Here is a 24110-nt window from a genome sequence, read left to right as displayed (position 1 = left end):
CTCTATTACATTTTTATTTTATTTCAAACTTGTTCGTGCAAGTTCATTTACTTATTTTCTCTAATACATTTACTAGTTTTTTTGCAGCATCTGGTACACCCATTTTTAATGATGCATTTTTCATCTCTTCAAGTTTAATAGGATTTAGTAATACTTTTTCAATTTCAGTTACTAAATATTCACTATTAAAGTTTTTTTCCAATATAACAATTGCCGCACCATTTTTCTCAAGTGATCTAGCATTAACTTCTTGATGATTATTCGTTACATATGGGCTTGGTATTAGAATACTAGGTTTTCCTAATGCAGTTAATTCTGCTAATGTAGTTGCCCCCGCTCTTGATACGACTAAATCCACTTCTCTTAAAATTTCAGGCATATTATGTAAAAATGGCTTAACCACTACATTTTCTGGGTTACCTACTTTATTTATTTCCTCAATGACAGAATCGTAATGTACTTCGCCTGTTACATAAATCATTTGGTAATCTTTTTCACCTAATTGATTGACACTTTTTAAAAAGGCTTGATGAATCGGTCTTGCTCCCCTCGAACCACCAACAATTAGTACTGTGCGTTTACCTGATTTTAATCCTAATGATTCTAATACTGCTGGATTTGATTCTCCAAGTACTTCAGAAGCCCTCGGGTTTCCAGTAAACACTACTTTCTCCTTATTAAAATAGTCAGCAACCTCTTCAAAACAAATTGCAACTTTTGTGACATAACGGTTTAAGAACTTATTTGTTAGTCCAGGTATACTATTTTGTTCATGTATAACTGTCGGAATCCCTAGTTTTGCTGCTGCGTAAACAACAGGACCACAAACATATCCACCGGTTCCAACGACTACATCCGGCTTAAATTCACGAATTATTTTCTTACTATCTGATACACCCTTTAAGAATCGATAGACTGTTTTAAAATTCTCTAATGATACGCTTCTCTTGAACCCTGTAATAACAATAGATTTAAAAGGTATGTTTGCTTTAGATACAATCCCTTTTTCTAATCCATTTTCTGTACCAACATATAAACATTCTACATTGGAATCTTGTTTTTTTAACTCTTTAATTAGCGCAAGTGCTGGATAAATATGACCACCAGTACCCCCACCACTAACTAAAATTTTCATAAAGATCCTCCTAAATTACAATACATAAATAACTTTAAGCAGTTTAAGTAGTTATTATACCAATTTTATCACTATCATTCTAATTGTTTTTTCTATAAAAATAAAGAAAACCTACTAATTGGAAAGTAATTAGGCAAGAACATATTACTTTACTACATAAAAAGGACCGACTCATTTTTGAAATATTCAAGTACCACTTGTACTTGTTTCAATTTGAGTCGGTCCTTTTATGTACGCGCATGTCTACTAATATTTAATAATACACCTACGGCTAATAGCATTAATGTTAGAGATGAACCACCATAGCTTAAAAATGGTAATGTAATCCCTGTAACAGGCATTAAGCCTATTACAACGCCAATATTAATCATTACTTGTATTGCAATCATTGAGACAATTCCTACTGCTAAAAAAGTACCGAATAAATCTGGCGCACTTAAAGCAATTCGGATCCCTCTCCAAAGTAATAAAGAGAATAATAAGATGACAAAAGTTCCGCCAATAAATCCTAATTCTTCTGATAGAATCGCAAAGATGAAATCAGTTTGTGGTTCAGGCAAATACATAAACTTTTGTCTACTTTGTCCCAATCCTAAACCAAATAATCCACCAGGACCAATTGCATATAGTGATTGAATAATTTGGAATCCAGTTCCTAATGGATCAGACCATGGATCTAGAAATGATGTAATCCTTTTTATTCGATATGGAGCAGAAGCTATTAGGCCAACAAATCCTGCAACCCCAACAATACCCAATCCCATAAAATGAGAAATTCTTGCTCCTGCTACGAATATGATAATTACACAAGTACCTACCATTACTGTACCTGTTCCTAAATCTGGTTGAAGCATAATTAATCCAAATGCTAAAAACACAAGACCTAATGTTGGTACAAGACCCTTTTTAAAAGACGTAATATTTTTCTGGTTATCTGCTAAGTATTTTGATAGAAATACCATCATTCCAAGTTTCATAAACTCAGAGGGCTGGATCGAGAATGCACCGATTCCAATCCAACTTCGTGCACCACCTCGTACTAGACCAACTCCTGGTACAAGTACAAGTACCAACAAGATAAAACAAGCGATTAATATTTTTTTTGCATGTGTTTTGAAAAGCCAGTAGTCAATATTTGAAACAACAAACATTCCAACTACTCCAACCCCAGCAAATAATAATTGCCGTTTAGCAAAAAAGAACGAATCATGAAACTTATATGATGCCCATATTGCACTAGCACTGTAAACCATAATCATACCTACTGTTAATAATGATAGCGTAACGAGAACAAGAATCATGTCAGGACTATTTTTCTTTGTTGGCACTTAAATACACCTCAACTTTTGAATTAAACAAGCCTTACATTAACTTATGCACTGCTTGTATAAATTTATTACCACGTTCTTCAAAAGTCTTAAATTGATCCCAGCTTGCACAAGCAGGTGACAATAAAATAATATCTCCAACTTCTGAATGAGCGAATGCTTCATTTACAGCATCTTCAACATTATCTACCGATTTTACTGCTTTCATTCCTGCTTTTTCTGCTGATTCAATTAATTTTTCTGCTGTTTGACCATAAGTGACCATTTTTTTTACATTTTTAAAATAAGGAATTAAATCGTCAAACCCATTTCCTCGATCTAATCCACCAGCTATTAAAATGACTGGTTTTTGAAAAGAAGAGATTGCTTTTTGTGTTGCTAAAATATTAGTAGCCTTTGAATCATTATAAAACTTTCTCTTATTTATTTCTGTAACAAACTGAAGTCGGTGCTCAACACCAGTGAAAGTTGTTAATACCTTTTCAATTGCATCATTTTCAACATCTAAAAGTTTAGAAATTGCTACTGCTGCTAAGATATTTTCTAAATTATGTTTACCTGGTAAGACAATTTTTTCAACTTCAATCACTTTTTTCTCTTTAAAATAAATAAAGCCATTTTGAACATATGCACCATCTTGCATAATTTTAGTTGAAGAGAATGGAATAATTTTCGCTCTAATTTGAGAAGCCATTGCCATTACATTCTCATCATCAAAATTAACGACAGCAAAATCATTTTCTGTTTGATTTTTAAATATATTGGCTTTTGCCTTAATATACTCATCTTTTGTACCATGATAGTCTAGATGAGCTTCGAAAATATTTGTGATTAATGAAATTTTTGGTCGGAAACTTTCGATTCCCATCAATTGAAATGAAGAAAGTTCAGTTACAATAATATTATCTTCATTTGCATTTTCAGCAACTTCACATGCAACAGTACCAATGTTTCCTGCAACAAGTGGTTTTTTATTGCCTTCTTGTAACATATTTAATGCTAAAGTTGTCGTTGTCGTTTTCCCATTAGAGCCTGTAATACCGATAAATGGTGCTTCACTTATTAAATATGCAAGCTCTATTTCCGTATAAATCGGAATATTACGCTTTACAGCTTCTATTAATAATGGATTCGTATATGGAATTCCTGGATTTTTGACGATACAAAATGGTTGATCATCTACTAATGAAAGTGGATGCTCACCACAAACTACGTTAAAACCTTCACTTTTTAGCTTTTGTGCGATTTCATTTTGTTCAAAAGAAGTTCGATCATTAACAGTTACAGTCGCACCTAATTTTTTTAATAATCTACTAGCTGCATAACCGCTCTTTGCCATTCCTAATACTAATACATTTTTATTTTGAAAATTCGATATGTTATTCAATTACATCCACACCTCAATATAAATTCCTAATAATGCAAAAAGTAATCCTACAAACCAAAATGTTACTACTACACGCCATTCTGACCATCCAGATAATTCATAATGATGGTGCAGAGGGCTCATTTTAAATACCCTTTTACCAGTTGCTTTAAAAGAGGCAACTTGAATCATTACTGATAGCGTTTCAATAACAAAAATACCACCAATAATAACAAGTAAAATTTCTAAGTGTGTAACGATTGCAATTGCAGCAAGTGCCCCACCTAATGCTAATGAGCCCGTATCTCCCATAAAGACCTTTGCAGGGTGTGCATTAAATACTAAGAAACCTAATACAGCTCCTACAACTGCTATTGAAAATATTGCCACATCAAGCTGGTGTTGGTTATAAGCAAGTACAGCATATGCACCAAATGCGATTGCTGCTGTACCTGACACAAGTCCATCTAATCCATCTGTTAAATTTACAGCGTTTGAAGTACCAACTAGCATAAAGATAATTAATAATACATAGATAAAGCCTAAATCAAATGAATAATGTGTCCCTGGTATCGAAATAGATGTAGAGATTCCCATAGCACGGATTGCAAAAAAGACAATGATTGACACAATAACTTGGCAAATGAATTTTTGTTTAGATGTTAGTCCTAGGTTTCTTTTTTTAACAACCTTAATATAGTCATCTAAAAATCCAATTACTCCAAAACAAATTGTGACAAATAATAATACATATGTACGTGTTGATAAAACATCAAAATACATAGAAATTAAAAGTGCAGATAAACTTAAAGCAATTAATATGATAATCCCACCCATAGTTGGGGTTCCTGATTTCTTTTTATGAGATTGTGGACCTTCGTCTCGAATACTCTGTCCAAATTTAAGCTTTCTTAAGTACGGTATAAAAATAGGCGATAAAATGACTGCAATGATAAATGCTGTAATCATAGCAACTAAAATTGACGGTTCTAGCATTATACGCCCTCCTTTCTAAGTTCTCTTCTTTGTTGTTAATAGTTTAATTCTTTTATAAAGAATTATGAAATCAATTTTTCACATTACAAAGAAGAGGATACTATCCTCTTCTTTGCAAAATAGCTTCTTTAGCTTCTTCAACATCATCAAAATGTGAAACATTCGTTCCTACAATCTGATATGTCTCATGACCTTTACCTGCAATAACAATAATATCATGTTTTTTTGCATTTTGAATCGCAAATGTTATAGCTTTTTTACGATCTTCTATTACCGTAATATTATTATGCTCTAATCCGCGTTTCATGTCTTCTAAAATTAAAGATGGGTCTTCTGTTCTTGGGTTATCAGATGTAAAAATCGCTTTTGTTGAAAGATCCGCTGCAATCTTACCCATTAGTGGTCGTTTTGTACGGTCACGATCTCCACCACAACCAACAACAGTAAAAATATCATTTTTTGCAAATTGCTTAACAGTATTTAATACATTTTCTAAACTATCTGGTGTATGCGCATAGTCTACGATAACTGTAAAATCTTGCCCAGCATTAACGGCTTGGAAACGTCCTGGCACTCCTTCAATCGTCGCGACCGCGTCTAAGATTGTCTCCATTTCTATATTTAATGCAATTCCTGCACCAATTGCCGCTAACACATTATATACATTAAATGTTCCAATAAGATTCATTTCTACAACATATTGTTTATTTAAAAAATGTAATGTGAATCTAGTACCAGCATTCGTTAATTCAATTTCATCAGCAAACAAGTCAGCTTCTTTACTTAAACCATAAGTTATTAGATTTGCTTGTGTAAACTTCATATATTCTTCAGAAGCAGAATCATCATTATTTAGGATCGCAAATTTAGGTTTTTGCGTTGAGAAGCTATTACCTAATTGAGAGAATAATAAACCTTTAGCTTTTTTATATTCTTCCATCGTCCCATGATAATCTAAGTGATCTTGTGATAGATTTGTAAAAACAGCAATGTCATATTCACAGCCATGAACACGCCCTAAATGTAATGCATGTGAAGATACTTCCATAACTGCCATATCCACATTTGCGTCAACCATTTTTGCAAACATTGATTGTAAAGTTAAACTATCAGGAGTTGTATTTTTTGTTTCAAAAATCTCTTCTCCTATTTTCATACCAATTGTGCCAATGACACCTGTTTTTTTCTTATTGTGTTTAACAATCTCTTCAACAATATATGAAGTAGTGGTCTTACCATTCGTACCAGTAATCCCAACTAGATTTAGTTTTTGTGTTGGGTTTTCATAAAAGGCATTACCAACAACAGCCATCGAACGATTTGTGTCTTTCACATAAGCTACTGGTACATTCGATTCAATTGGTTTTTGTGCAAGGATCGCAACTGCCCCGTTTTCAATTGCTTGATTTACGTACTTGTGGCCATCAACTGTATATCCTTCAATACAGATGAATAAATAACCTGGTTTTACATTTCTTGAATCCATTTCAACCCCAGTGATTTCCGGATTTTCAGATGGAAGATTCACTAAAGGCTTTAATCTTGATAGTAAAGTATGAAGTTTCATAGTAATTCCTTTCGTATTCACTAAATCATTTTTTATCTTTAGTTTTAGATTTAGTTTCTTCTTTCGTTCCTAAATAAATTCTTATTTTAGAACCTTCTTTTAGTTTAACACCTGCTTTTGGTGCTTGGTCAACGACAATATTTCCACTGCCACTATATTCAATAGTAAAAGTATCTAGCAAAGGTTGCAAATCTTTTTTCTCCAAACCAATTAAATTTGGCACTTCATATGTTGGTGTATCACCGTATACGAATTTTTTTGGGATTTGATTTTTTCTAGGTGGTACGCCTAAAACTTGCATACTATCTCGAATAATATTCCCTACTATTGGAGCAGCTACAACTCCCCCAAATTGTACAGTGCCTTTTGGATTATCAACTGCAATATAAACCACTATTTGAGGATCGTCAGCCGGTGCAAAGCCTACAAACGAAACGATAAAGCTACTATCATCGTATCGTCCATCTTTTACTTTTTGCGCTGTACCAGTTTTACCACCAACACGATATCCTTCCACAAATGCACCTTTACCAGTACCTTGTGCAACAACACTTTCTAGAGCTAATCGTACCTTTTTAGATGTATCTGGAGAAATAACTCGTCTTTTTGCAATTGGTGTTTTTCGACTTACTACTTCGTTTGTAACCGGATCTACAAACTCTTTCGCTATATAAGGTTGGTAAAGAATTCCTCCATTAATAGCAGCTGATACTGCTGCAACTTGCTGAATTGGTGTAACTGATACTCCTTGACCAAAAGCAGTTGTTGCTGCTTCAACTGGACCGACTCTATCCATGCTGAATAAAATCCCTGATCCTTCACCTTGTAGATCAATTCCTGTTTTTTTGCCGAAACCAAAGTTACGAATATAGTTAAATAAACGATCTTCTCCTAGTCGATTACCTAATTCTACAAATCCTGGGTTACAAGAATTTTGAACTACCTCTAAGAAAGTCTGAGAGCCATGTCCACCTCTTTTATGACAACGCAAACGAGCTCCAGCTACTTCAGCAGCCCCATCATCATAAAAATGCTCTTTATTCAAATCTACCAATCCCTCATTTAATGCGGCTGCTAGTGTAATAATCTTAAACGTTGAACCTGGCTCATAATTTGACCAAACAGGTAAATTTCGATTATATACTTCAGGCGAAACATTTTTAAAATTAGTAGGATTGAAGCTTGGACGACTGCTCATTGCAAGTATTTCTCCCGTATTTGGATTCATCGCAATTCCAATCATTGAATCAGGATTATATTGTGCAGTAGCATTATTCATTTCTCGTTCAAGAATTGTTTGTATTCGCGAATCGACAGTTAATTTTAAGTTTAAACCATTAATTGGTGGAATATAGTCGTCTGCAATATTAGGCATTCTTTGACCTTTAGCGTCAGAATAAAATTGTACACTACCTTTTTCACCACTTAATTGCTTATCATAATAAAGTTCTAATCCGTTTAAGCCCTGATTATCTATTCCAGCAAAACCTAAAACATGAGAAAGATAGTTACCAAATGGATAATACCTTTTAGAATCCTCTGCTATGTATACACCAGCTATGTTAAGATCTCGGATTTGTTTAGCTTTCTCATTTGTAATTTTTATACCTTCTGTTCGAATGTGTTCCATACTAGATCTTTTCGTTAAAATTTTATAAAGTTTTACTTCGGAGATTTTTAAAATTGGGGCAAGTTTTTCAGTCGCTACCTTAGGATCTTTAATTTGCCTAGGAACGACTAATACAGATGGAGCACTTTTATTAGTAGCAAGAGCAACACCATTACGATCTAAAATTTCACCACGCTTTGGTTCAAATGGAATGTCTCGACTCCACGAATTTTTCGCTCGCTCAGTTAAAAGATCACCCATAGCAAATTGTACATAACCAAGCCTCGTTGCAATAATAGAAAAAATTAATAAACCGCCAATGAATACAAAAAATAATCGTTTTCGAACTGTTACATTAGATACTCGCATCGAAACGAACACTCCTCTACATTATGTTCGTTTCAATATATGCTTGTACCAAATACAATAGACCTTCTAGCTTGTTATTGTCCTAGAATGGTCTATTGTCATTTTTATTTAATTAAACTTATTTCAGTCATTTTACTCTTGTACATCTACTTTTACATCTTTTTCTTCATTGGTCGTTCCATTAGGTTTATTTAATTCAATCGTTAAATAGTCATGATCCCGTAGCTCTGAATCTTCTTTAATACTCTGGCTTGTAACAAATCCAGATCCTTTTGATGAGATTTTTAGCTTAAATAATTTACCTAAACGGTTAACATCCGATTTTGACCAACCAATAATCGATGGCATTGTATTTGTTCCATTTGTCTTAAGATAAATTTTTGTACCTCTGACAACTTGAGTTTTTGACTTAATTGATTGACCAGTAACTTCTAACCCATTTCCTAATAATACAGGTTTTAATCCCTCAGATATAGCTAAAGATTTTGCTTCATCTAAAGTTAGACCCTTCAAATTCGGAATTTCTATACTTTCTTTATCGATTAATTTGTCTACTTTAGCATTTTCAACAGGCTCAACCTTCATATACTCTAATGCGCCTTTAGTCACTGTTCTAAATATTTCAGAAACACCATCTGAACCGATTTCAGTCGCTTCAAGCTTTGGACGAAGCATCGCTACATAAACGACTAATTTTGGATTATCAGCTGGTGCCATACCGATAAATGAAAATAAGTTTTGACCACGTCCTTTAAGATATTTCCCGTGATCGTCAACAACTTGGGCAGTACCAGTTTTACCTGCGACAGTATAACCTTCAATCGCATAGTTATGCCCAGTACCATGTGGCGCAGTAATAACCGTTTCTAATAACGCTCTCTCTCTTTTTGCTGTTTCTTCTGAAATTGGATTACCCACAACCTGAGATTTATAGTCTTTAATGACTTTATTCGTATCATGATCGACAATTTTATCTACAATATACGGTTTCATCATTTTCCCATTGTTAGCAATAGCACTTGCAGCTTGGATAATTTGAATTCCAGTTACTGTGGATCCTTGTCCAAAAGCAGTTGTTGTTTTTTCAAGTGGATAATTAAATACTAATTTACCACTTGATTCACCTGGAAGATTAATATTAGTTTTTTGAGTAAATCCAAAGTTTTTATAGTATTGTAAAAAGCGATCTGCACCTAATTTTTCATTAAGAAGAATCGAAATACCTACGTTTGAAGACCTTTGAATCCCTTCGTCAAAAGTAATTGAACCCCACCCGTTACGATTTACGTCATGGACAGTGCCTCCACCTGGTACTTTATATCGACCTGATTGGAAATATTCATTCCCATTATAAACGCCTTCATTCATCGCAGCCCCTAAAGTGAATATTTTCATCGTAGAACCTGCTTCAATTGCATATGAAATCGGGTCATTCGTGTAGTTTGTAATGTCATGAATATTCGGATTGAAGCTAGGACGATTACTCATTGCAACAATTTTACCGGTTTTTGGATCAGAAACGATTGCCATAATCTTTTCTGGCTCATATTTTTTTTCAACGCTGGTCATTGCGTCTTCTAGTAAACTTTGAATCTTTGTATCTATTGTTAAATACACATCATCACCATTATGTGGAGGAGTAACCTTCTCATTTTCATATGGAAGTATATTTCCTTTTCGATCACGTAAAAAGCTTCTTTTTCCATCCTTTTCGGTTAAATCATTATTCAATGCTTTTTCTAATCCCATTTCTCCTATTAGGTCACCATTATCATCTACATTCGTATACCCTAACGTATGAGAAGCAAATACACCATTTGGATAATATCGCTGCTGTGATGGAGTAAAAACAATACCAGGTAGCTTTAATTTCTCAATTTGTTCTTTTGTGCTTTGAGAAATATTTCTTCCACCTGGTCCTAATTCAACTTGATATTTCGGTTTACCTAATTTCGCTAAAAGTTCCGATTCATCGATATCTAAAATTGATGATAATTCTCTAGCTGTTTTTTCTTTGTCTACTACATGCCTTTTCACTTTTGAGTTTTTGGAGGCTCTTGGATCTAGAACTGCCGACACGGTATATGCTGTAACCTCTTCCGCAAGTGGAACTCCGTGTGAATCATAGATTGTTCCTCTTTTTGCTGGAATTTTTTGAGAGGTATTGTAATTTTCATCCGCATAAACTTTTAAATTTTTACCTTCAACTGTGTCTGATAATTGTATATAGCCAAGTCTAGCTACAAGTGATATAAAAAGGAGTAAAGTACCTAGAAAAAACCAACGAATACCATAATTTGTGTATTTATTCTTTTTCTTACTCATATCACAATCTCCTACTTGCTAGTGTCGGTAAACTTTACATTGTTACTATCAATATTTAAACCTAACTCTTTTGCTTTTTGCCATATGCGCTCATATGTGCTTAATTCGTCAATCTTCATTTTAAGCTCAGAATTACGCTGTTTTCCATCCGCTATTTCATTTTTCACATTTTGTATTTTTAAATTTGTATCATATATTGCCGCTTGAGTTTTAATGATTTTTGTCCCCATAAAGAAGCATGCAAAAATAAATACTAAATAAAGTATTTTCTCAAAAGGTGTAATTTTTGATACTTTCTTTTGTTTTTTCTTGTTAGAAGGTCTTTGTTGTAAATCAGTAACTTGTTTTTGTTGTAGCTTTCTAGCCAAATTACTCATTATTTTCCCTCCTTATAATTTTTCTGCAACCCTTAACTTTGCAGATCTTGCTCTCTTATTAAATTCGACTTCTTCATCTGTTGGTAAAAGTGGCTTTCTTGTCACTAATTTCAACTTCGGCTTAAACTCATCTGGAATAATTGGTAAACCTGGTGGTAACAGCGGAAGTGAACTAGCTTCTTTAAAAATCGTTTTACAAATGCGATCCTCTAATGAATGGAATGTTATGACACTTATTCTACCTTTAGGTTTTATTAGGGTAATTGCATCCTTTAGCGCTTCTTCAAATACTCCTAGTTCATCATTTACAGCTATACGAATTGCTTGAAAAATTCTTTTAGCAGGATGTCCACCAGTTCTTCTTGCAGGTGCAGGAATTGCATCTTTAATGATTTCGACTAACTCAAAAGTTGTATCAATCGGTTTCTTAGCTCTTAATTCTTCAATTCTTCTTGCAACTTGTTTAGAGAATTTCTCTTCTCCATATCGGAAAAATATTTTCACAAGCTGCTCATATGGCCAGTCATTTACAACTTCATATGCTGATAATGTTTGCTCTTGATTCATACGCATATCAAGTGGTGCGTCTTGATGAAAACTAAATCCACGTTCAGCAACGTCTAGTTGTGGCGAAGAAACACCTAAGTCAAATAAGATTCCATCAACTTCATAAATGCCTAAATTATGAAGTTCTTCTTTTATATGTTTAAAATTACTTTTTACAATTGTTAATTGGTTTTCATATTTATTCAATCGCTCTTTTGCATGTCTAATTGCTGTTTCATCTTGGTCAAAAGCGATTAATCTACCCTTTGATGAAAGTTGAGATAGTAAGTATTCACTATGACCTCCACCGCCAAGTGTACAATCTACATAAATGCCATCTTCATTTATATCTAAAGAATCCACAGTTTCTTTTAATAAAACCGTAATATGTTCAAACATGATGCTTTCACTACTTTCAATTTGTTAATTTTTACAAGTCAAATCCGATTAAGTTTTCTGCCAACTCACCAAATGACTCTTCTGATTCATTCATATATGTATTCCAAGTTGATAAATCCCAAATCTCAATACGATTTGTAACACCAACTACTACACACTCTTTTTCTAATTTTGCATAACTGCGTAAGTTAGGTGTTATATTAATTCTCCCCATCTTATCCATCTCACATTCCATAGCTCCTGAGAAGAAAAAACGAGTAAATGCTCTCGCATCTTTTTTTGTTAATGGTAGTGTGCGCAGTTTATCTTCAATTACACTCCATTCGGCCAATGAATAGCCAAATAAGCATTGATCCAAACCTCTTGTAACAATGAAGTTTTCACCAAGCTTGTCTCGAAATTTTGAAGGTATAATAAGACGTCCTTTTACATCGATATTATGTTGATATTCACCGATAAACATCCTATTCCCCCACTTTCTAACACAAACTTACCACATTCCCCCACTTCTTACCACCTTTTCTAAAAAATTCTTTAAAAAATCAAAAAATCCTGCTAAAAGTGCAGCAGGATTTCATTTTTATTATAAAATTCAGCTTATTTCAAAGAATTATTTCAACTTAATTCATAGTAATAAAGGCAATATTTTTGATGCTTAAATTTTTACAATTTGATGAGCGTAATCCCAAGATAATTCTAAATCACAAAGCTCATGAACAAAATCAAAACCATATTTATTAATATAGTAGAGAATGTTTAGTGTTCGCTCCTGTGGTTTCCCATTAGGAGAAATTGAACAGATGATTCGATTCCACTTTTCAATTTGTTCTTCATTTTGCTTTAAAATTGTTTCTTCTATTTTTCGTTCTAAAAGTAAAATTTGTTCTTCTATTTTTACATAATTCTTTATAGAAAAATCCTTTAAGTTAGGTGTTACTTTATTCGTTACATCTTGAAGAGGTTTATGCAATTCTTCTAAAGACTTTTTAGCATGACTAAACACTTCTTTATAGTCTAGCTTCACTTGATCTTTAATCCATTCGACTTTCTTCTCTTCTAATGATGTTTTCAGCACATCATTAATATCTAATGAAAAATCTTCTAAAGCAGATACGATATTTCTTTCAAAAATAGTAAACATATGTCTTAAAAACACAGGTGGCATTTGAAGGTTAAATAGATTAAAAATGTCCTTTAACTCAGCCCAATAAGCAATCTCACCAGGGCCACCGACAAATGCTAATGTAGGAAATAAATACTCCTGCATGACCGGTCTAGTAACCACATTATTACTTAATAAGGCTGGCTGTTCATTTGCGATTTTGATCAACTCAAGTTTAGAGAATTGATAATTCTTATTTTTTGTTTGAAAAACATCTTCATTTTCAGACACTTCAAGTAACTGTCTACCTTCAGTACTATGGTAAAAAAGATGAATGCTCTGTTCAGAAATTTGAAGTGTTTCGTGGTACCCAGATTTTATTAATCTGCTTTTCGTATCCTTTAAAACCCCTCTTACGTTCTCTTGCTTTTGAATCATTTCATTAAATAAAGATGATTCCAACTCACGGACATTCGGATCGTCAGCATCAATTAAGACAAGTCCCTCTTTTTTGAACAATTTAAAAATAATTTTCGCAAAAAAATCTACGTAAGTAGTAGATTGCTCAATCATCGAATATAGTTCTTCAAGTAAATCTTTCGAATAATTCGTTTCATCAAAAGTTTTAACGATTTTATCAATCCACTTTTTCATTTCCTGTTGATCTAATTCTGTTCTAGAAGCAGCATGGGAATAAGTCGTTTTTTGATAAAAGGTTTGTTTTTTTACTGTTTTGTTCTCAATTGTATGAATATGGTTAATTTCATCTATATCATGGTCTTCACCAGCAATCCAAAATACTGGTACGACTGTTAGACCATGATCCTTTTCATATTTCTTAGCCAATTGAATAATTGAAATAATTTTATGTATAGAATACAATGGGCCAGTTAATAAGCCAGCTTGTTGTCCACCAATTACCACAAATGAATCTTTATTAAGTAATTTTTTCACATTTTCTAATGATTCATTACTTGCATGATGCTTATGATGAAACTTCTCTAGTGCATTAACTAATCCTGTGCGATTATAAGAACGCTCCATTACATTTTTAATTCTATATTCCATTTCTTCCTTTACTAATGGATTTTCACCAAAGAAAGAAGAAATTACTTCATTTCCATTTACAAAATCATTCAGCAATTTATTTTGCCCGTCTAAATGGACTTTACTAATTTGCATTACGAACTTCCTCTCTCGCTCTTCAGTTAAGCATTATACTCAGTTATTTTTAAAACTAAACCAGCCAACACGGTTATACAGTGAAGAATAATAAACAGAATACATGACATTCTCCAAAAACCTTTTAGTAGCTTAGTAAACCGAATATCTCTTTTTGCTTTCCATTGAAGAATAATACTAATAAATAAGATAACCAATAATAAATTAATTAATATCCAACCTGTTGCAGTTGGAAAAATCATATTTAATACAAAATAAAATGAACTAATATATAGAATTGTAGATAAATCTAGCGTAAAAAGCAAAAGTTTACGCTTGTTATTTTTAAAAAATAATTTCAAAAACATATAGATAAATATTGTTGAAAAAATCGGAAATTCAATTAATAGTGAAATAAAGAAAATGAAAAATTTTTCCAAAAAGAATTACCCCTTTTTCTTCTCAAGTCCTTTTATACTATTGTACACAAGTTCAATTGTCGGTACATTTATTTTTTTATTAATTGCCAATTTTTTAACAAATCCTAGCATACTTTCAATTTCTGTTTGTCTACCGTGAAATAAATCTCGATTCATTGATGAGTAGTTTTCTTTCGTTTTCTCGCATATTTCTACTAATTTATCCCACTCTTTTTGGTTATTTAAATCTAGGATCGTTGCAACCTCTTTAAATAATAATTTACAAATTGGTTTAAAATACTCATTAGTGATTAATTCACCATTGCGAACGTTCAATATAGACGTTAAAGGATTAATAACACAATTTATTAAACACTTTTGTTTAAGTATATACTCCCAATCATCTTGGCTTTTGATTGGAAACTCAGCTGTATGTAAACTTGATAAGCGATTTAATGCATCTATTTTCCCTTTTATTTGTCCAATTCGAATTATACCTTTACCAGTATGTGTGATTTCATTCGCAGAAGTTTTTAATGCACCGTGTTCAACGATACCTATAAAGCAATTTGGAATGGGTAAATTTTTAACGATATCAATATGAGACATTCCATTTTGAAGAAATAATATATTCTCACCCTCATATTGATTTAACGTGTTAACAATTTGATTTAAATGATATTGCTTAACACAAACAATTAATAGATCGAACGTGTTTATTTTAGGTAATAATTTTTTTGCTGTTATACACATTTGTTTCGTTTTTTCATCTACTGAAAGTATAACACCTAAGTTATTTATAAGATTTGCCTGTTCTTCTGTTCTCGTAAACAATGTAACATTATGTTTATTTTGATACAAATACGATGCTGTAAGAAGACCGACGGCACCACCACCAATTATGCCTATTTTCATTGATTTCTCCAATCGAAAAATTATTTTTCCACTATTATCTTTGTGATAATAAATTTACACCGAATCTATCTTTTTTTAAATTTAATTGTACGATATAATTATATTTAAAATATTAAAAATTTACATTCTTTTTAAGGGGGAGCTTTTTTGAACATCAAGATAGAACGTTTACAAATAAATTTTAAAACACTTGAACAATTTCAGCAATTTTCCGGTTACGGTTTACAAGAGCTATCAATGCTTGAAGATCTTGAATCAAATTTAATTGATAACGAGTTTCAATCTCCTTTCTATGGTATATACTTAGGTAAGGCACTTATTGCCCGAATGAGTTTATATACACATAGTGAAAATAATGAAGAAATAATTGAAATTAATAAAATGGAAGTTCTACCTTATTATCAAAAGAATGGGTACGGAAAAGAATTAGTAAACTTCGCTAAATCCTTTAAGAAAACAATTAAAACGCTACCAAGAGCAAATTCAAATGAATTTTGGAATAAACAAGGTTTCATTGAGGCAGATTCTGAATTTGTCATTTGGAAACCAGAAAATAAATAAAGACAAAAAACTCANNTGAGTTTTTTGTCTTTATTTTACCTTCGTGTCATTTTTAGAACTAACATTTACTATTTTTCGTTTTTGATCTAAAAAATCAAATAAATGTTCATATTCACTTTGGAGCTCATTTAGTTTTTCAACTAGTTGTTGTTTTTCAATTTTCAATTGTTCATTTTCTTGTTTATATTTTAATAGCTTTTTTTCTAAAGATTGTATATCTTTAATTCGTCCACTAGCATCAACTTTTAATCTCAAATATTCAAGGAATTTATATACTGACTCAAAGGTTATTTCGGAATGGCCTTTTTCTGTTGTAGCTTCTTCGTGAATCTCATTCATAATTATTTCCGAATCGTGCGTTGGTTCTACCTCATTTGTGGGAACAGCTTGTTTTTTACTACTATTTTTTGCTTTTTCAATTTCTTCTTTGTAGAACTTTCTAACAAAAGAATTCCATCGGTAACCGCAAGCAGCAGCAGTCCTTGATAAGTTCTTTGCTACTACTTTAAATGCCATTAATTGAGTTGACCCTTCATTTATCGTTTTTAAAACTACTTCAGCTAAGTAGTTATCTTCATCTTTTGTCCATGCATCCTGGCGATTTGCAACCATTTGCAATCCCCTCCAATTTCTTATGCAATAAGCAGATTTTACTAATTCATATGCACAAAAAAATGAAGGTAGAAGATTACTTTTCCAATTTTTTTGTAAATTGTTCGATATTTTTTATATGTTCATCTGAAAACCAAAGTGGCATAGCAGAAATAACTTCTTCTTCCATTCTTCTCTTAAGATTTTGTTCAGTCCATTTACGAATAAGTATTTTTTTATTTTGATGATGAATTTGTGCTGGAATACCTCTAGCTAAACTAATAAAGCTTTCATTATGTAAACTTGTTAAATCTTTTGATAGTTCATGTATAAAGCCGATCTTTTTAGCTTGAAATGCGGTGTAAATATTTGAGGATGATAGTAATGTAATCCAATCTTGATGACTCATTTTTTCTTGAAGCACGGTACCTCCACCCCAAGAGGTTGGAATTCCCATTCTTCCTTGAATAAATCCTATTTTTGCATTGTGACTCGCGTATCTAAAATCGAATGCACTTGCCAGTTCGCAGCCGCCACCTAAAGCATAACCATTAATAAAACAGATTGTAATTTGAGGTAACATAGCAATTTGATAAATCACATCACACATTTTTAGATTAAAAGATTCCAATCCATTTAAATTATTTTTAAACTTTAAAATTGTGTTTAAATCTCCACCGGTACAAAAATATTTCATACCTTCCCCAGTTAATACAACTAGTTTACTTTGGGATTTCATTCGGATTTCTCGGATAATTTCAGAAAGTTTTTCTACCGTATTTTCATCAATGCAATTCCCGTAATTAGGCCTATTTAAAAATATATAATCTATTTCATCTCTTTGATAAGTAATTACTTCAGACATTGGAATCCCTCTCTCTATACCTAGTTTCCTATTAGTTTTTATTATACTATACAGAAATTGAAATGGGCAGAGGTAAGAGGGAGCATGATTTTAGAGGATTCGATCATAGATAAACTACGTTTAAAGGCAAAAGGAAAAGCACATAGTTTCCTATGTGCTCATTCAAAGACTAGCTTATTTGCTAAGTACTTGTTTTCCTTTGTAGTGTCCGCATGATTTACATACGCGGTGTGCTAATGTTAATTCACTACAGTTTGGGCATTCAACCATTCCAGGTACCGCTAATTTAAAATGCGTACGACGCTTTCTTTTTACAGTTTTGGACGTTCTTCTTGCAGGTACTGCCATTGATCCCACCTCCTTAAAGTGAGTGTTTGTTATGAAGCCGGTTATCCGGTACTTCTCAATTATCTTGTTTGTCAAAAAATTTTGCTAAACCAGCAAGTCGAGGGTCAATTTTTTGCTCTACTTCGACATGTTCCCTAACTTCCCAATCTGTTCCTGACGTTGGAGCTGTTTCTTTCCCCTCAACATCCTCTGCAAAAACCTGCATTGGAATCTCGGCTAAGATACATTCCTCAATCACTGGGGTTAAGTCTAACACGTCACCCTCTAGGATGTGAAAATTCTCATCTTCACTTTTCCATTCAGATGTTGTAAAAAATGTTTCTGTTGTGGTAATCGACAAAGGATATTTTACATCAACTAATGTTCTTACACAAGGTAAAATTAAATATCCAGTTATTGTTAAATGAAACGTATATCGGTTCGTTCCAAAATCAACTCGTCCAGTAACTCGAATTGGAGAAACCTCTCGAATATCAGTATTACGTTCCTTTATTTGACTTACATCAATTGTCTCATCTAAATTTAAACCTTTATGTCTTAATTTCTGCAACTGGTGCACTGACCATTTCATAAATAAACCACCTCAAGGCAACAATGAAAATTATATATTCTTTATAATCACTTGTCAATATTTTTTCTTTACACTCTCGAAAAGCGGAGGCGACTGCTTAGCTCCGACAAGCATAAGACGATTTTTGGCTAAGATTTGCTCTTTAATCTTAGATGAAAATTGGCTTATGACTCGAGGAGTTAGGAGCCGGAGCTAGACATCTTTTCTACTTATTTTTTAGAATATCTCCATTCAGCTAAAAGAAGTGGCTCTTTCCACTTCGAAGATTAATGGAATATTACAGAAGAGCTAGCTTGTGGAGCTAGACATCATAATATACTTCTTTGACTGAATTCCCGACAAGCATACGACGAAAAATTCACTAAAAGTTTTAGACTTGGTTACTAGCTTTCCCATTAAATCCTTGACCTTGCTTCTTATATGTAACCTATCTAATATATTATTTTCCACAATAAAATTCAATACAATTCACACTAGGTTGCGAATTATTTCTGAAAACTGGTATTCTTAATGTATAAATTCGTGAAATTAGTAAATATTGGAGGTGCATTTCTCTGCGTTCGGTTGGTGTAGTAGTAGAGTATAACCCATTACATAATGGACATGTTTTTCATTTAACTAGTTCTAAAAAAAGTACAAATGCTGATGTTGTTATTGCGGTAATGAGTGGTCAATTTTTACAAAGAGGCGAGCCAGCAGTCGTTCCAAAGCATGTACGTACAAAGTTGGCTTTACAAGCAGGTGCAGATCTTGTTATTGAATTACCTTATAGCTATTCGACTCAACACGCTAGCATCTTTGCCAAAGGCGCTATTTCAATTCTTGATTCTTTAAAATGTGATTATGTTTGTTTTGGAAGTGAAGAGGGTAAAATTGAGACATTTTACGAGTTAATCAAACAAAAGAAGCAGCTTACTTCTTCAATCAATACAAGTATACGTACTTTTCTTGATGAAGGACTAAGTTATCCTGCTGCATATAGCACTGCTTTACAAAAAAATCTTGAATCATCGAAGCTAGATGTTTCACTTCCAAATAATATTTTAGGAATACATTATTTAGAAGCTATTGAACACTTTGATAGTCGAATGGAAGGTAGAACGATTCAGCGTATAGCTGCAAATTATCATGATGAAGAAACCAATCATCATAGTATCGCTAGCGCTACAGCAATTAGAAAAATTCTAAAAGGTGAAAATCAATCGATTTCTGACTTTGTTCCAAGCTTTACTAAAGATTCAATTGAAGATTACATAAACGAGTATGGTGCTCTTCATTCTTGGAATGAATATTTACCATTTTTGAAATATAAATTAATGACTTCAACTAAAGAAGAGCTTGAGGAAATTTACGAAGCTGTCGAAGGTTTAGAAAGAAGGGTATTACATTCTGTATTAAACTGTCTTAATTTTGAAGAGTTAATGACATCAATAAAAACAAAGAGATACACTTGGACTCGAATTCAAAGATTGTTAACACATATCTTAACAAATACATCAAAAAAGGAAATGTCAGCAATATTAGAGAAAGATCGTGTTCCTTATATTCGTTTACTCGGTATGAGTTCAATGGGAAAAACTTATTTAAATAGCAAAAAAAAATTAATTGAATTACCAATTTACACGACTATTAATCAGCAAAATCAAAAAGAACTAAGTACTGATTTGAAAGCAACATATACTTATGCTTCGATGCTTTCATTACATAATCAACAAAAATTAATAAAAACCGAATATTCACTGTATCCAATTATTTATGATGAAAATAGTAATCAATTTAGTAGATCGTAATTAGTTTCAACTAAATAGTATAAACTAAAAAAATGGCAGGTTTAGGGATATCCCCCTTATATCCTGCCATTTTTTATCATGCGCCTATTCTAATCAAATTATTTTTTTGTCTTTAACTTTTCAAGATAATTGATTGCTTCGTCATATGTATCAATCGGTATTATTTTCATTTTCAAGTCATGTTTTTTTGCACTTTTTATAGCTTCATTATAATTAGAATTCTTTTTACCGTTCTCATTTGGTGCAAAGAAAATCTCTGCTCCGGAATCAGATGCTGCAATTATTTTTTGAGATATACCACCTATCGGTCCAACGACTCCATTTTTATCAATTGTTCCAGTTCCAGCTATTTCATGACCTTTTGCTAAACTTTCGTCTTTTAATTGATCATAAATTTCTAGTGCAAACATCAGTCCCGCTGAAGGTCCACCAATCTCTTCTGAATTTATTTTAACTTTTGGATTTGTAGTTAGATTTAAATTTTCTGCAATCGAAACACCAATTCCAGCACGATTCGGTTCGTCTTTAAAAGCTTCTGTTTTAATATTAAAGTATTTAATTTCCCCTTTTCTACTTACTTCTAAATTAAAATTTGTACCAGGCTTTCTACTTTTTATTGTATTGGTAAAATCATTGATCGTACGAATTTCTTTCCCATCGATTTTAGTGATAATGTCACCTAGCATTAATACGTTATGGGCTGGCATATCCTTTAAAACAGATACGACTACTATTCCGTTTTCCGTCACTTTATAAGATTTTTTAGCCTGCTTATATGCGTTTAAAATCGCAGCTTGCTTTGACTCTTCCATGTATCTTAATTGGCGGAACTGATAATCTTCATCACTTTCACCTTTTACTTTTATTTCTTCTATCTTGTATAAATGGTAATTGTCATTAATTTTCGTACCAATATATGAATAGACATTTGCCTTACCCATTGCGACGGTCGTTAGCATAAATTCACCTTTATCTTTTTTTGCACCTTCAACTTTTACATATGGCCTTAAAGGCTCGGCTAAGCCTGGTTTTGTTACATAGTATGGTAATGGAATGAAATATAAAAGAATTAGCGTAATACCAAGTACTAATAGGACATTAAGAATTCTGATCCTTTTTATCACTATTTTTCTCCTTCCATTGCTCAATCTTTTCAAGAATCTCTGGAATTAATTTTTCTGTAGCTTCTTCACCTATTTTGATAACATTTTCAAGGTTAGTAAAGTTTCTAGAATTAACATGGTCTAATTTAGGTCTTATCATAACATTCGAAGCAATTTCTCTATTTCTCACGAGCTCATGCTGCATTATTTCAATACTTTGCATAATCACATCATAGATTGTCGAAACTTCACCACTTACTTGAATAGGAGAAGCATCTACTCCAATAATAAAATCAGCCCCCATCTCTTTGACAACTGAAACGGGGATACGATCGATGACTCCACCATCAACTAAAAGTTTTCCATTCCATGTTTCTGGTACAAAAATTCCCGGTATTGAAATACTCCCACGGACTGCAGTAGCAATATCTCCCTTTTGAAATACAATTTTTTCTCCTGTTAATAAATCTGTAGCGATTACCGACACTGGCAAATCTAATTCTTCAAGCTTTCTACCAAATGATAGTACTTTTATCAACTCTTTAACTCTGTTCCCAGAAATCAAACCCATTTTTGGAACAACATAGTCAATATAGTATTTAGATTGAAATACTTTTGCGATTTTATATAGACGATCTACATCCGCACCAGCACCGTATAAAACAGCAACTAAAGCACCTATACTACTGCCTGCAATCAGATCTATAGGAATATTATGCTTTTTTAAAACAGAAATTACACCAACATGTGCAAATCCTCGTGCACCTCCTGAACCTAATGCTAAACCAATTTTCGGTTCCAAGTTGTTTCCCCTCCAATTAAACTCTTTGGTCTAAAATTGAATTCCAGCAACGTATATTTAATTGTACAAGTTTTTTTATACATATATTACTATCTTATTTCCTACTCATTGGTCTTACTACAATTAGACAAAAATCTATATGGTTTTTAAGTTTATCTTTGGAGGTTTATATGTGAAAAAAAATTACTTCATTACCTTACTAATTTTTTTATTACTCATATTTCTGACATCAACTATTATTTTGCATCCAGAGGTAGCATTTAAAGGTTCAATAAGAGGGTTAAATATGTGGTGGGGAATCGTATTTCCTTCGCTCCTTCCTTTTTTCATTTTAAGTGAACTTCTAATATGCTTTGGAATTGTTCAATTTATTGGTGTATTTTTAGAGCCAGTTATGAGACCTTTATTTAGAGTTCCGGGTGTTGGGGCGTTTGTTTGGGCTATGGGGATGGCTTCAGGATTTCCTTCAGGTGCGAAACTTTCTGCAAAATTATATAAAGATGGGGAATTAACAAAATTAGAAGCCGAACGACTTAATTCATTTACAAATTCATCGAATCCATTGTTTATTTTTGTTGCCATATCTGTTGGTTTTTTTCATAACCCAAAAGTTGGGATCGTTCTTGCACTCAGTCATTATTTATCTAACGCTATTGTAGGCCTCATTATGAGGTTTTACGGAAGAAACCAACCTAACTACTCTCGTAAAGAAAGAATTCATTCTAACCGCTTTAAATACGCTTTTAAAGTTATGCATGAAAAAAGATTAAGTGAAAGAAGACCGATCGGAAAAATATTAGGGGACGCAATAGCTTCTTCCGTACAAACATTATTAATGATCGGTGGATTTATTATCGTTTTTTCTGTTCTTAATATGCTTTTAATTGAAATTGGATTTATCTCGAATGTTGGAAAAATAATTGCATATTGCTTTTCAAATTTAAAGGTTAATCACAATTTATCTACGCCTTTTTTATCTGGATTATTTGAAATTACTCTAGGATCTAAATTAGTCAGTGAATTAGGCAATAGTACATTATTGCAGCAAGTGGCTTTAACTAGCTTTATTTTAGGATTTGGTGGTTTTTCAATACAAGCCCAAGTAGCAAGTATTATTTCTGAAGTGAAATTAAGTATTAAACCTTATTTAATTGGTCGTTTATTACAATCTGGAATTGCACCTATTTTGGCAATTATCTTTTGGAAGCCACTATATCTTAATCAGTTAACTTCTAATGTTACTAATAATACTTTACCTGTTATAAAGATTTTTACAGAGAAACAGTTAAACCTGGAATCATTGATTTCAACAGGTTCATTTATAACATTAATTTCTCTTTACATTTATGTAATTATCTTGATTTATAAACTGTATATAAAAAAGTTATCTTCTTAAAGCCTTCCGTATATAAAAAGAGAAACTTCAGTAAATTATAATTGAGGTTTCTCACGTGGTTGAAAAAAAATTCGTCAAATAATTATCAAATATTCGTAAAAGGAGTAGAGTGATGTTGATTTCCATTACAGGATGCTCGCTTTCCATGGGGCNNTTCCCGCTTATCCCATAGGAGTCGAGCATCCTTCCATTCCAATCAACTAATTCATCAAAAAAAGTTTACGATAAAAACTTAATCAAATATCCTTTTCTTAGAGTAGTATAAAAGTTTGTTAATTAGTTTATAGGTCAACTATTAAAGAATTTTTATAAGATCAATAATCTCTAGTAATTGTATATTCTTGAGAAATTATTAAATATTTAAGAGTTAAAAGAATTTAAAAACAAGTTCAAAGGCTTATTTTTATTAATTAATGTTCATAGATTAACTTTTAAAATCATTAATTATTATGTCTTCGAAAAATAAATT

The 24110-nt window shown here is 32.4% G+C and carries 22 protein-coding genes; 3 read left to right on the top strand and 19 right to left on the bottom strand.

Annotation, left to right across the window (positions count from 1 at the left end):
- Positions 1-43: 43 nt before the first annotated feature.
- From murG to COJ46_RS14500, 13 genes are all read right to left on the bottom strand, one after another.
- Entirely contained in the window at positions 44-1135 is a 1092-nt protein-coding gene (gene murG / locus COJ46_RS14560) for an undecaprenyldiphospho-muramoylpentapeptide beta-N-acetylglucosaminyltransferase (protein WP_097975602.1), read from the bottom strand.
- 227 nt (positions 1136-1362) lie between these two features.
- Positions 1363-2463 (bottom strand): stage V sporulation protein E, encoded by a 1101-nt coding sequence (gene spoVE, locus COJ46_RS14555; RefSeq protein ID WP_141437779.1) that lies wholly within the window; start codon positions 2461-2463, stop codon positions 1363-1365.
- A gap of 34 nt (positions 2464-2497) precedes the next feature.
- On the bottom strand, positions 2498-3850 hold the full coding sequence (gene murD, locus COJ46_RS14550; protein WP_097975604.1) for a UDP-N-acetylmuramoyl-L-alanine--D-glutamate ligase: 1353 nt from the start codon (positions 3848-3850) through the stop codon (positions 2498-2500).
- Positions 3851-4825, bottom strand: a complete 975-nt coding sequence (gene mraY / locus COJ46_RS14545) for a phospho-N-acetylmuramoyl-pentapeptide-transferase (RefSeq protein WP_097975606.1) — start codon at positions 4823-4825, stop codon at positions 3851-3853.
- Between the two features lie 100 nt (positions 4826-4925).
- Complete coding sequence (locus tag COJ46_RS14540) at positions 4926-6392, bottom strand: UDP-N-acetylmuramoyl-L-alanyl-D-glutamate--2,6-diaminopimelate ligase (protein ID WP_097975608.1); 1467 nt, start codon at positions 6390-6392, stop codon at positions 4926-4928.
- 25 nt (positions 6393-6417) lie between these two features.
- Positions 6418-8370, bottom strand: a complete 1953-nt coding sequence (locus tag COJ46_RS14535; protein WP_098566017.1) for a stage V sporulation protein D — start codon at positions 8368-8370, stop codon at positions 6418-6420.
- Positions 8371-8502: 132 nt separating this feature from the next.
- Positions 8503-10695, bottom strand: coding sequence for a penicillin-binding protein (locus tag COJ46_RS14530; protein WP_097975612.1), 2193 nt, complete (start codon positions 10693-10695; stop codon positions 8503-8505).
- An 11-nt stretch (positions 10696-10706) separates the two neighbouring features.
- Positions 10707-11072, bottom strand: coding sequence for a cell division protein FtsL (ftsL, locus tag COJ46_RS14525; protein WP_097975614.1), 366 nt, complete (start codon positions 11070-11072; stop codon positions 10707-10709).
- A gap of 12 nt (positions 11073-11084) precedes the next feature.
- Complete coding sequence (rsmH, locus tag COJ46_RS14520; RefSeq protein WP_098566016.1) at positions 11085-12017, bottom strand: 16S rRNA (cytosine(1402)-N(4))-methyltransferase RsmH; 933 nt, start codon at positions 12015-12017, stop codon at positions 11085-11087.
- A 31-nt stretch (positions 12018-12048) separates the two neighbouring features.
- Complete coding sequence (gene mraZ, locus COJ46_RS14515; protein WP_025672272.1) at positions 12049-12480, bottom strand: division/cell wall cluster transcriptional repressor MraZ; 432 nt, start codon at positions 12478-12480, stop codon at positions 12049-12051.
- 192 nt (positions 12481-12672) lie between these two features.
- A complete protein-coding gene (gene bshC / locus COJ46_RS14510) occupies positions 12673-14301 on the bottom strand; it encodes a bacillithiol biosynthesis cysteine-adding enzyme BshC (RefSeq protein ID WP_098566015.1) in 1629 nt (542 codons plus the stop codon).
- Positions 14302-14327: 26 nt separating this feature from the next.
- Positions 14328-14720 carry a DUF3397 family protein gene (locus COJ46_RS14505; RefSeq protein WP_056471117.1) on the bottom strand — a complete coding sequence of 131 codons (393 nt, stop codon included), beginning with the start codon at positions 14718-14720 and terminating at the stop codon, positions 14328-14330.
- A gap of 6 nt (positions 14721-14726) precedes the next feature.
- Positions 14727-15614: a 2-dehydropantoate 2-reductase gene (locus tag COJ46_RS14500; RefSeq protein WP_097975619.1), complete on the bottom strand. Its 888-nt coding sequence runs from the start codon at positions 15612-15614 to the stop codon at positions 14727-14729.
- Positions 15615-15761: 147 nt separating this feature from the next.
- Here COJ46_RS14500 and COJ46_RS14495 point away from each other — a divergent pair, with 147 nt between their 5' ends.
- Positions 15762-16175, top strand: coding sequence for a GNAT family N-acetyltransferase (locus COJ46_RS14495; protein ID WP_286145510.1), 414 nt, complete (start codon positions 15762-15764; stop codon positions 16173-16175).
- Between the two features lie 30 nt (positions 16176-16205).
- On the opposite strand, the gene COJ46_RS14490 is transcribed toward COJ46_RS14495, so the two are convergent.
- The 4 genes from COJ46_RS14490 to COJ46_RS14475 all read right to left on the bottom strand — a co-directional run bounded on the left by COJ46_RS14490 (position 16206) and on the right by COJ46_RS14475 (position 18550).
- Positions 16206-16787 carry an RsfA family transcriptional regulator gene (locus tag COJ46_RS14490; protein ID WP_097975621.1) on the bottom strand — a complete coding sequence of 194 codons (582 nt, stop codon included), beginning with the start codon at positions 16785-16787 and terminating at the stop codon, positions 16206-16208.
- Between the two features lie 76 nt (positions 16788-16863).
- Complete coding sequence (locus tag COJ46_RS14485; RefSeq protein WP_097975623.1) at positions 16864-17631, bottom strand: enoyl-CoA hydratase/isomerase family protein; 768 nt, start codon at positions 17629-17631, stop codon at positions 16864-16866.
- 174 nt (positions 17632-17805) lie between these two features.
- Positions 17806-17979, bottom strand: coding sequence for a 50S ribosomal protein L32 (rpmF, locus tag COJ46_RS14480; RefSeq protein WP_025672195.1), 174 nt, complete (start codon positions 17977-17979; stop codon positions 17806-17808).
- 55 nt (positions 17980-18034) lie between these two features.
- Positions 18035-18550, bottom strand: coding sequence for a YceD family protein (locus COJ46_RS14475; RefSeq protein WP_097975625.1), 516 nt, complete (start codon positions 18548-18550; stop codon positions 18035-18037).
- A gap of 518 nt (positions 18551-19068) precedes the next feature.
- On the opposite strand from COJ46_RS14475, the gene COJ46_RS14470 reads away from it, so the two are divergent.
- The gene (locus COJ46_RS14470; RefSeq protein ID WP_098566014.1) at positions 19069-20340 is read left to right on the top strand and encodes a nucleotidyltransferase; all 1272 of its coding nucleotides are present in this window, start codon (positions 19069-19071) and stop codon (positions 20338-20340) included.
- A gap of 98 nt (positions 20341-20438) precedes the next feature.
- On the opposite strand, the gene COJ46_RS14465 is transcribed toward COJ46_RS14470, so the two are convergent.
- Entirely contained in the window at positions 20439-21464 is a 1026-nt protein-coding gene (locus COJ46_RS14465; protein WP_097975628.1) for a SepM family pheromone-processing serine protease, read from the bottom strand.
- Entirely contained in the window at positions 21439-22245 is an 807-nt protein-coding gene (locus COJ46_RS14460) for a patatin-like phospholipase family protein (RefSeq protein ID WP_097975630.1), read from the bottom strand. Before COJ46_RS14460 ends, COJ46_RS14465 begins: the two co-directional genes overlap by 26 nt.
- Before the next feature lie 139 nt (positions 22246-22384).
- On the opposite strand from COJ46_RS14460, the gene ylbJ reads away from it, so the two are divergent.
- Positions 22385-23641, top strand: a complete 1257-nt coding sequence (gene ylbJ, locus COJ46_RS14455) for a sporulation integral membrane protein YlbJ (protein ID WP_097975632.1) — start codon at positions 22385-22387, stop codon at positions 23639-23641.
- Positions 23642-24110 lie beyond the last annotated feature (469 nt).

Source organism: Bacillus sp. AFS077874, from assembly GCF_002566505.1.
In the GTDB taxonomy this organism is placed as follows: domain Bacteria; phylum Bacillota; class Bacilli; order Bacillales; family Bacillaceae_G; genus Gottfriedia.
Note: the sequence above shows the minus strand (reverse complement) of the source record. Positions and strands in the feature narration are given on the sequence as shown.

Coding starts and splice junctions, on each gene's coding strand:
- COJ46_RS14540 (WP_097975608.1), bottom strand. CDS start 6,392: ATGAAACTTCATACTTTACTATCAAGATTAAAGCCTTTAGTGAATCTT.
- COJ46_RS14535 (WP_098566017.1), bottom strand. CDS start 8,370: ATGCGAGTATCTAATGTAACAGTTCGAAAACGATTATTTTTTGTATTC.
- mraY (WP_097975606.1), bottom strand. CDS start 4,825: ATGCTAGAACCGTCAATTTTAGTTGCTATGATTACAGCATTTATCATT.
- ylbJ (WP_097975632.1), top strand. CDS start 22,385: ATGGTTTTTAAGTTTATCTTTGGAGGTTTATATGTGAAAAAAAATTAC.
- rsmH (WP_098566016.1), bottom strand. CDS start 12,017: ATGTTTGAACATATTACGGTTTTATTAAAAGAAACTGTGGATTCTTTA.
- COJ46_RS14490 (WP_097975621.1), bottom strand. CDS start 16,787: ATGGTTGCAAATCGCCAGGATGCATGGACAAAAGATGAAGATAACTAC.
- murG (WP_097975602.1), bottom strand. CDS start 1,135: ATGAAAATTTTAGTTAGTGGTGGGGGTACTGGTGGTCATATTTATCCA.
- ftsL (WP_097975614.1), bottom strand. CDS start 11,072: ATGAGTAATTTGGCTAGAAAGCTACAACAAAAACAAGTTACTGATTTA.
- COJ46_RS14475 (WP_097975625.1), bottom strand. CDS start 18,550: ATGAAATGGTCAGTGCACCAGTTGCAGAAATTAAGACATAAAGGTTTA.
- mraZ (WP_025672272.1), bottom strand. CDS start 12,480: ATGTTTATCGGTGAATATCAACATAATATCGATGTAAAAGGACGTCTT.
- rpmF (WP_025672195.1), bottom strand. CDS start 17,979: ATGGCAGTACCTGCAAGAAGAACGTCCAAAACTGTAAAAAGAAAGCGT.
- COJ46_RS14530 (WP_097975612.1), bottom strand. CDS start 10,695: ATGAGTAAGAAAAAGAATAAATACACAAATTATGGTATTCGTTGGTTT.
- bshC (WP_098566015.1), bottom strand. CDS start 14,301: ATGCAAATTAGTAAAGTCCATTTAGACGGGCAAAATAAATTGCTGAAT.
- COJ46_RS14485 (WP_097975623.1), bottom strand. CDS start 17,631: ATGTCTGAAGTAATTACTTATCAAAGAGATGAAATAGATTATATATTT.
- COJ46_RS14500 (WP_097975619.1), bottom strand. CDS start 15,614: ATGAAAATAGGCATAATTGGTGGTGGTGCCGTCGGTCTTCTTACAGCA.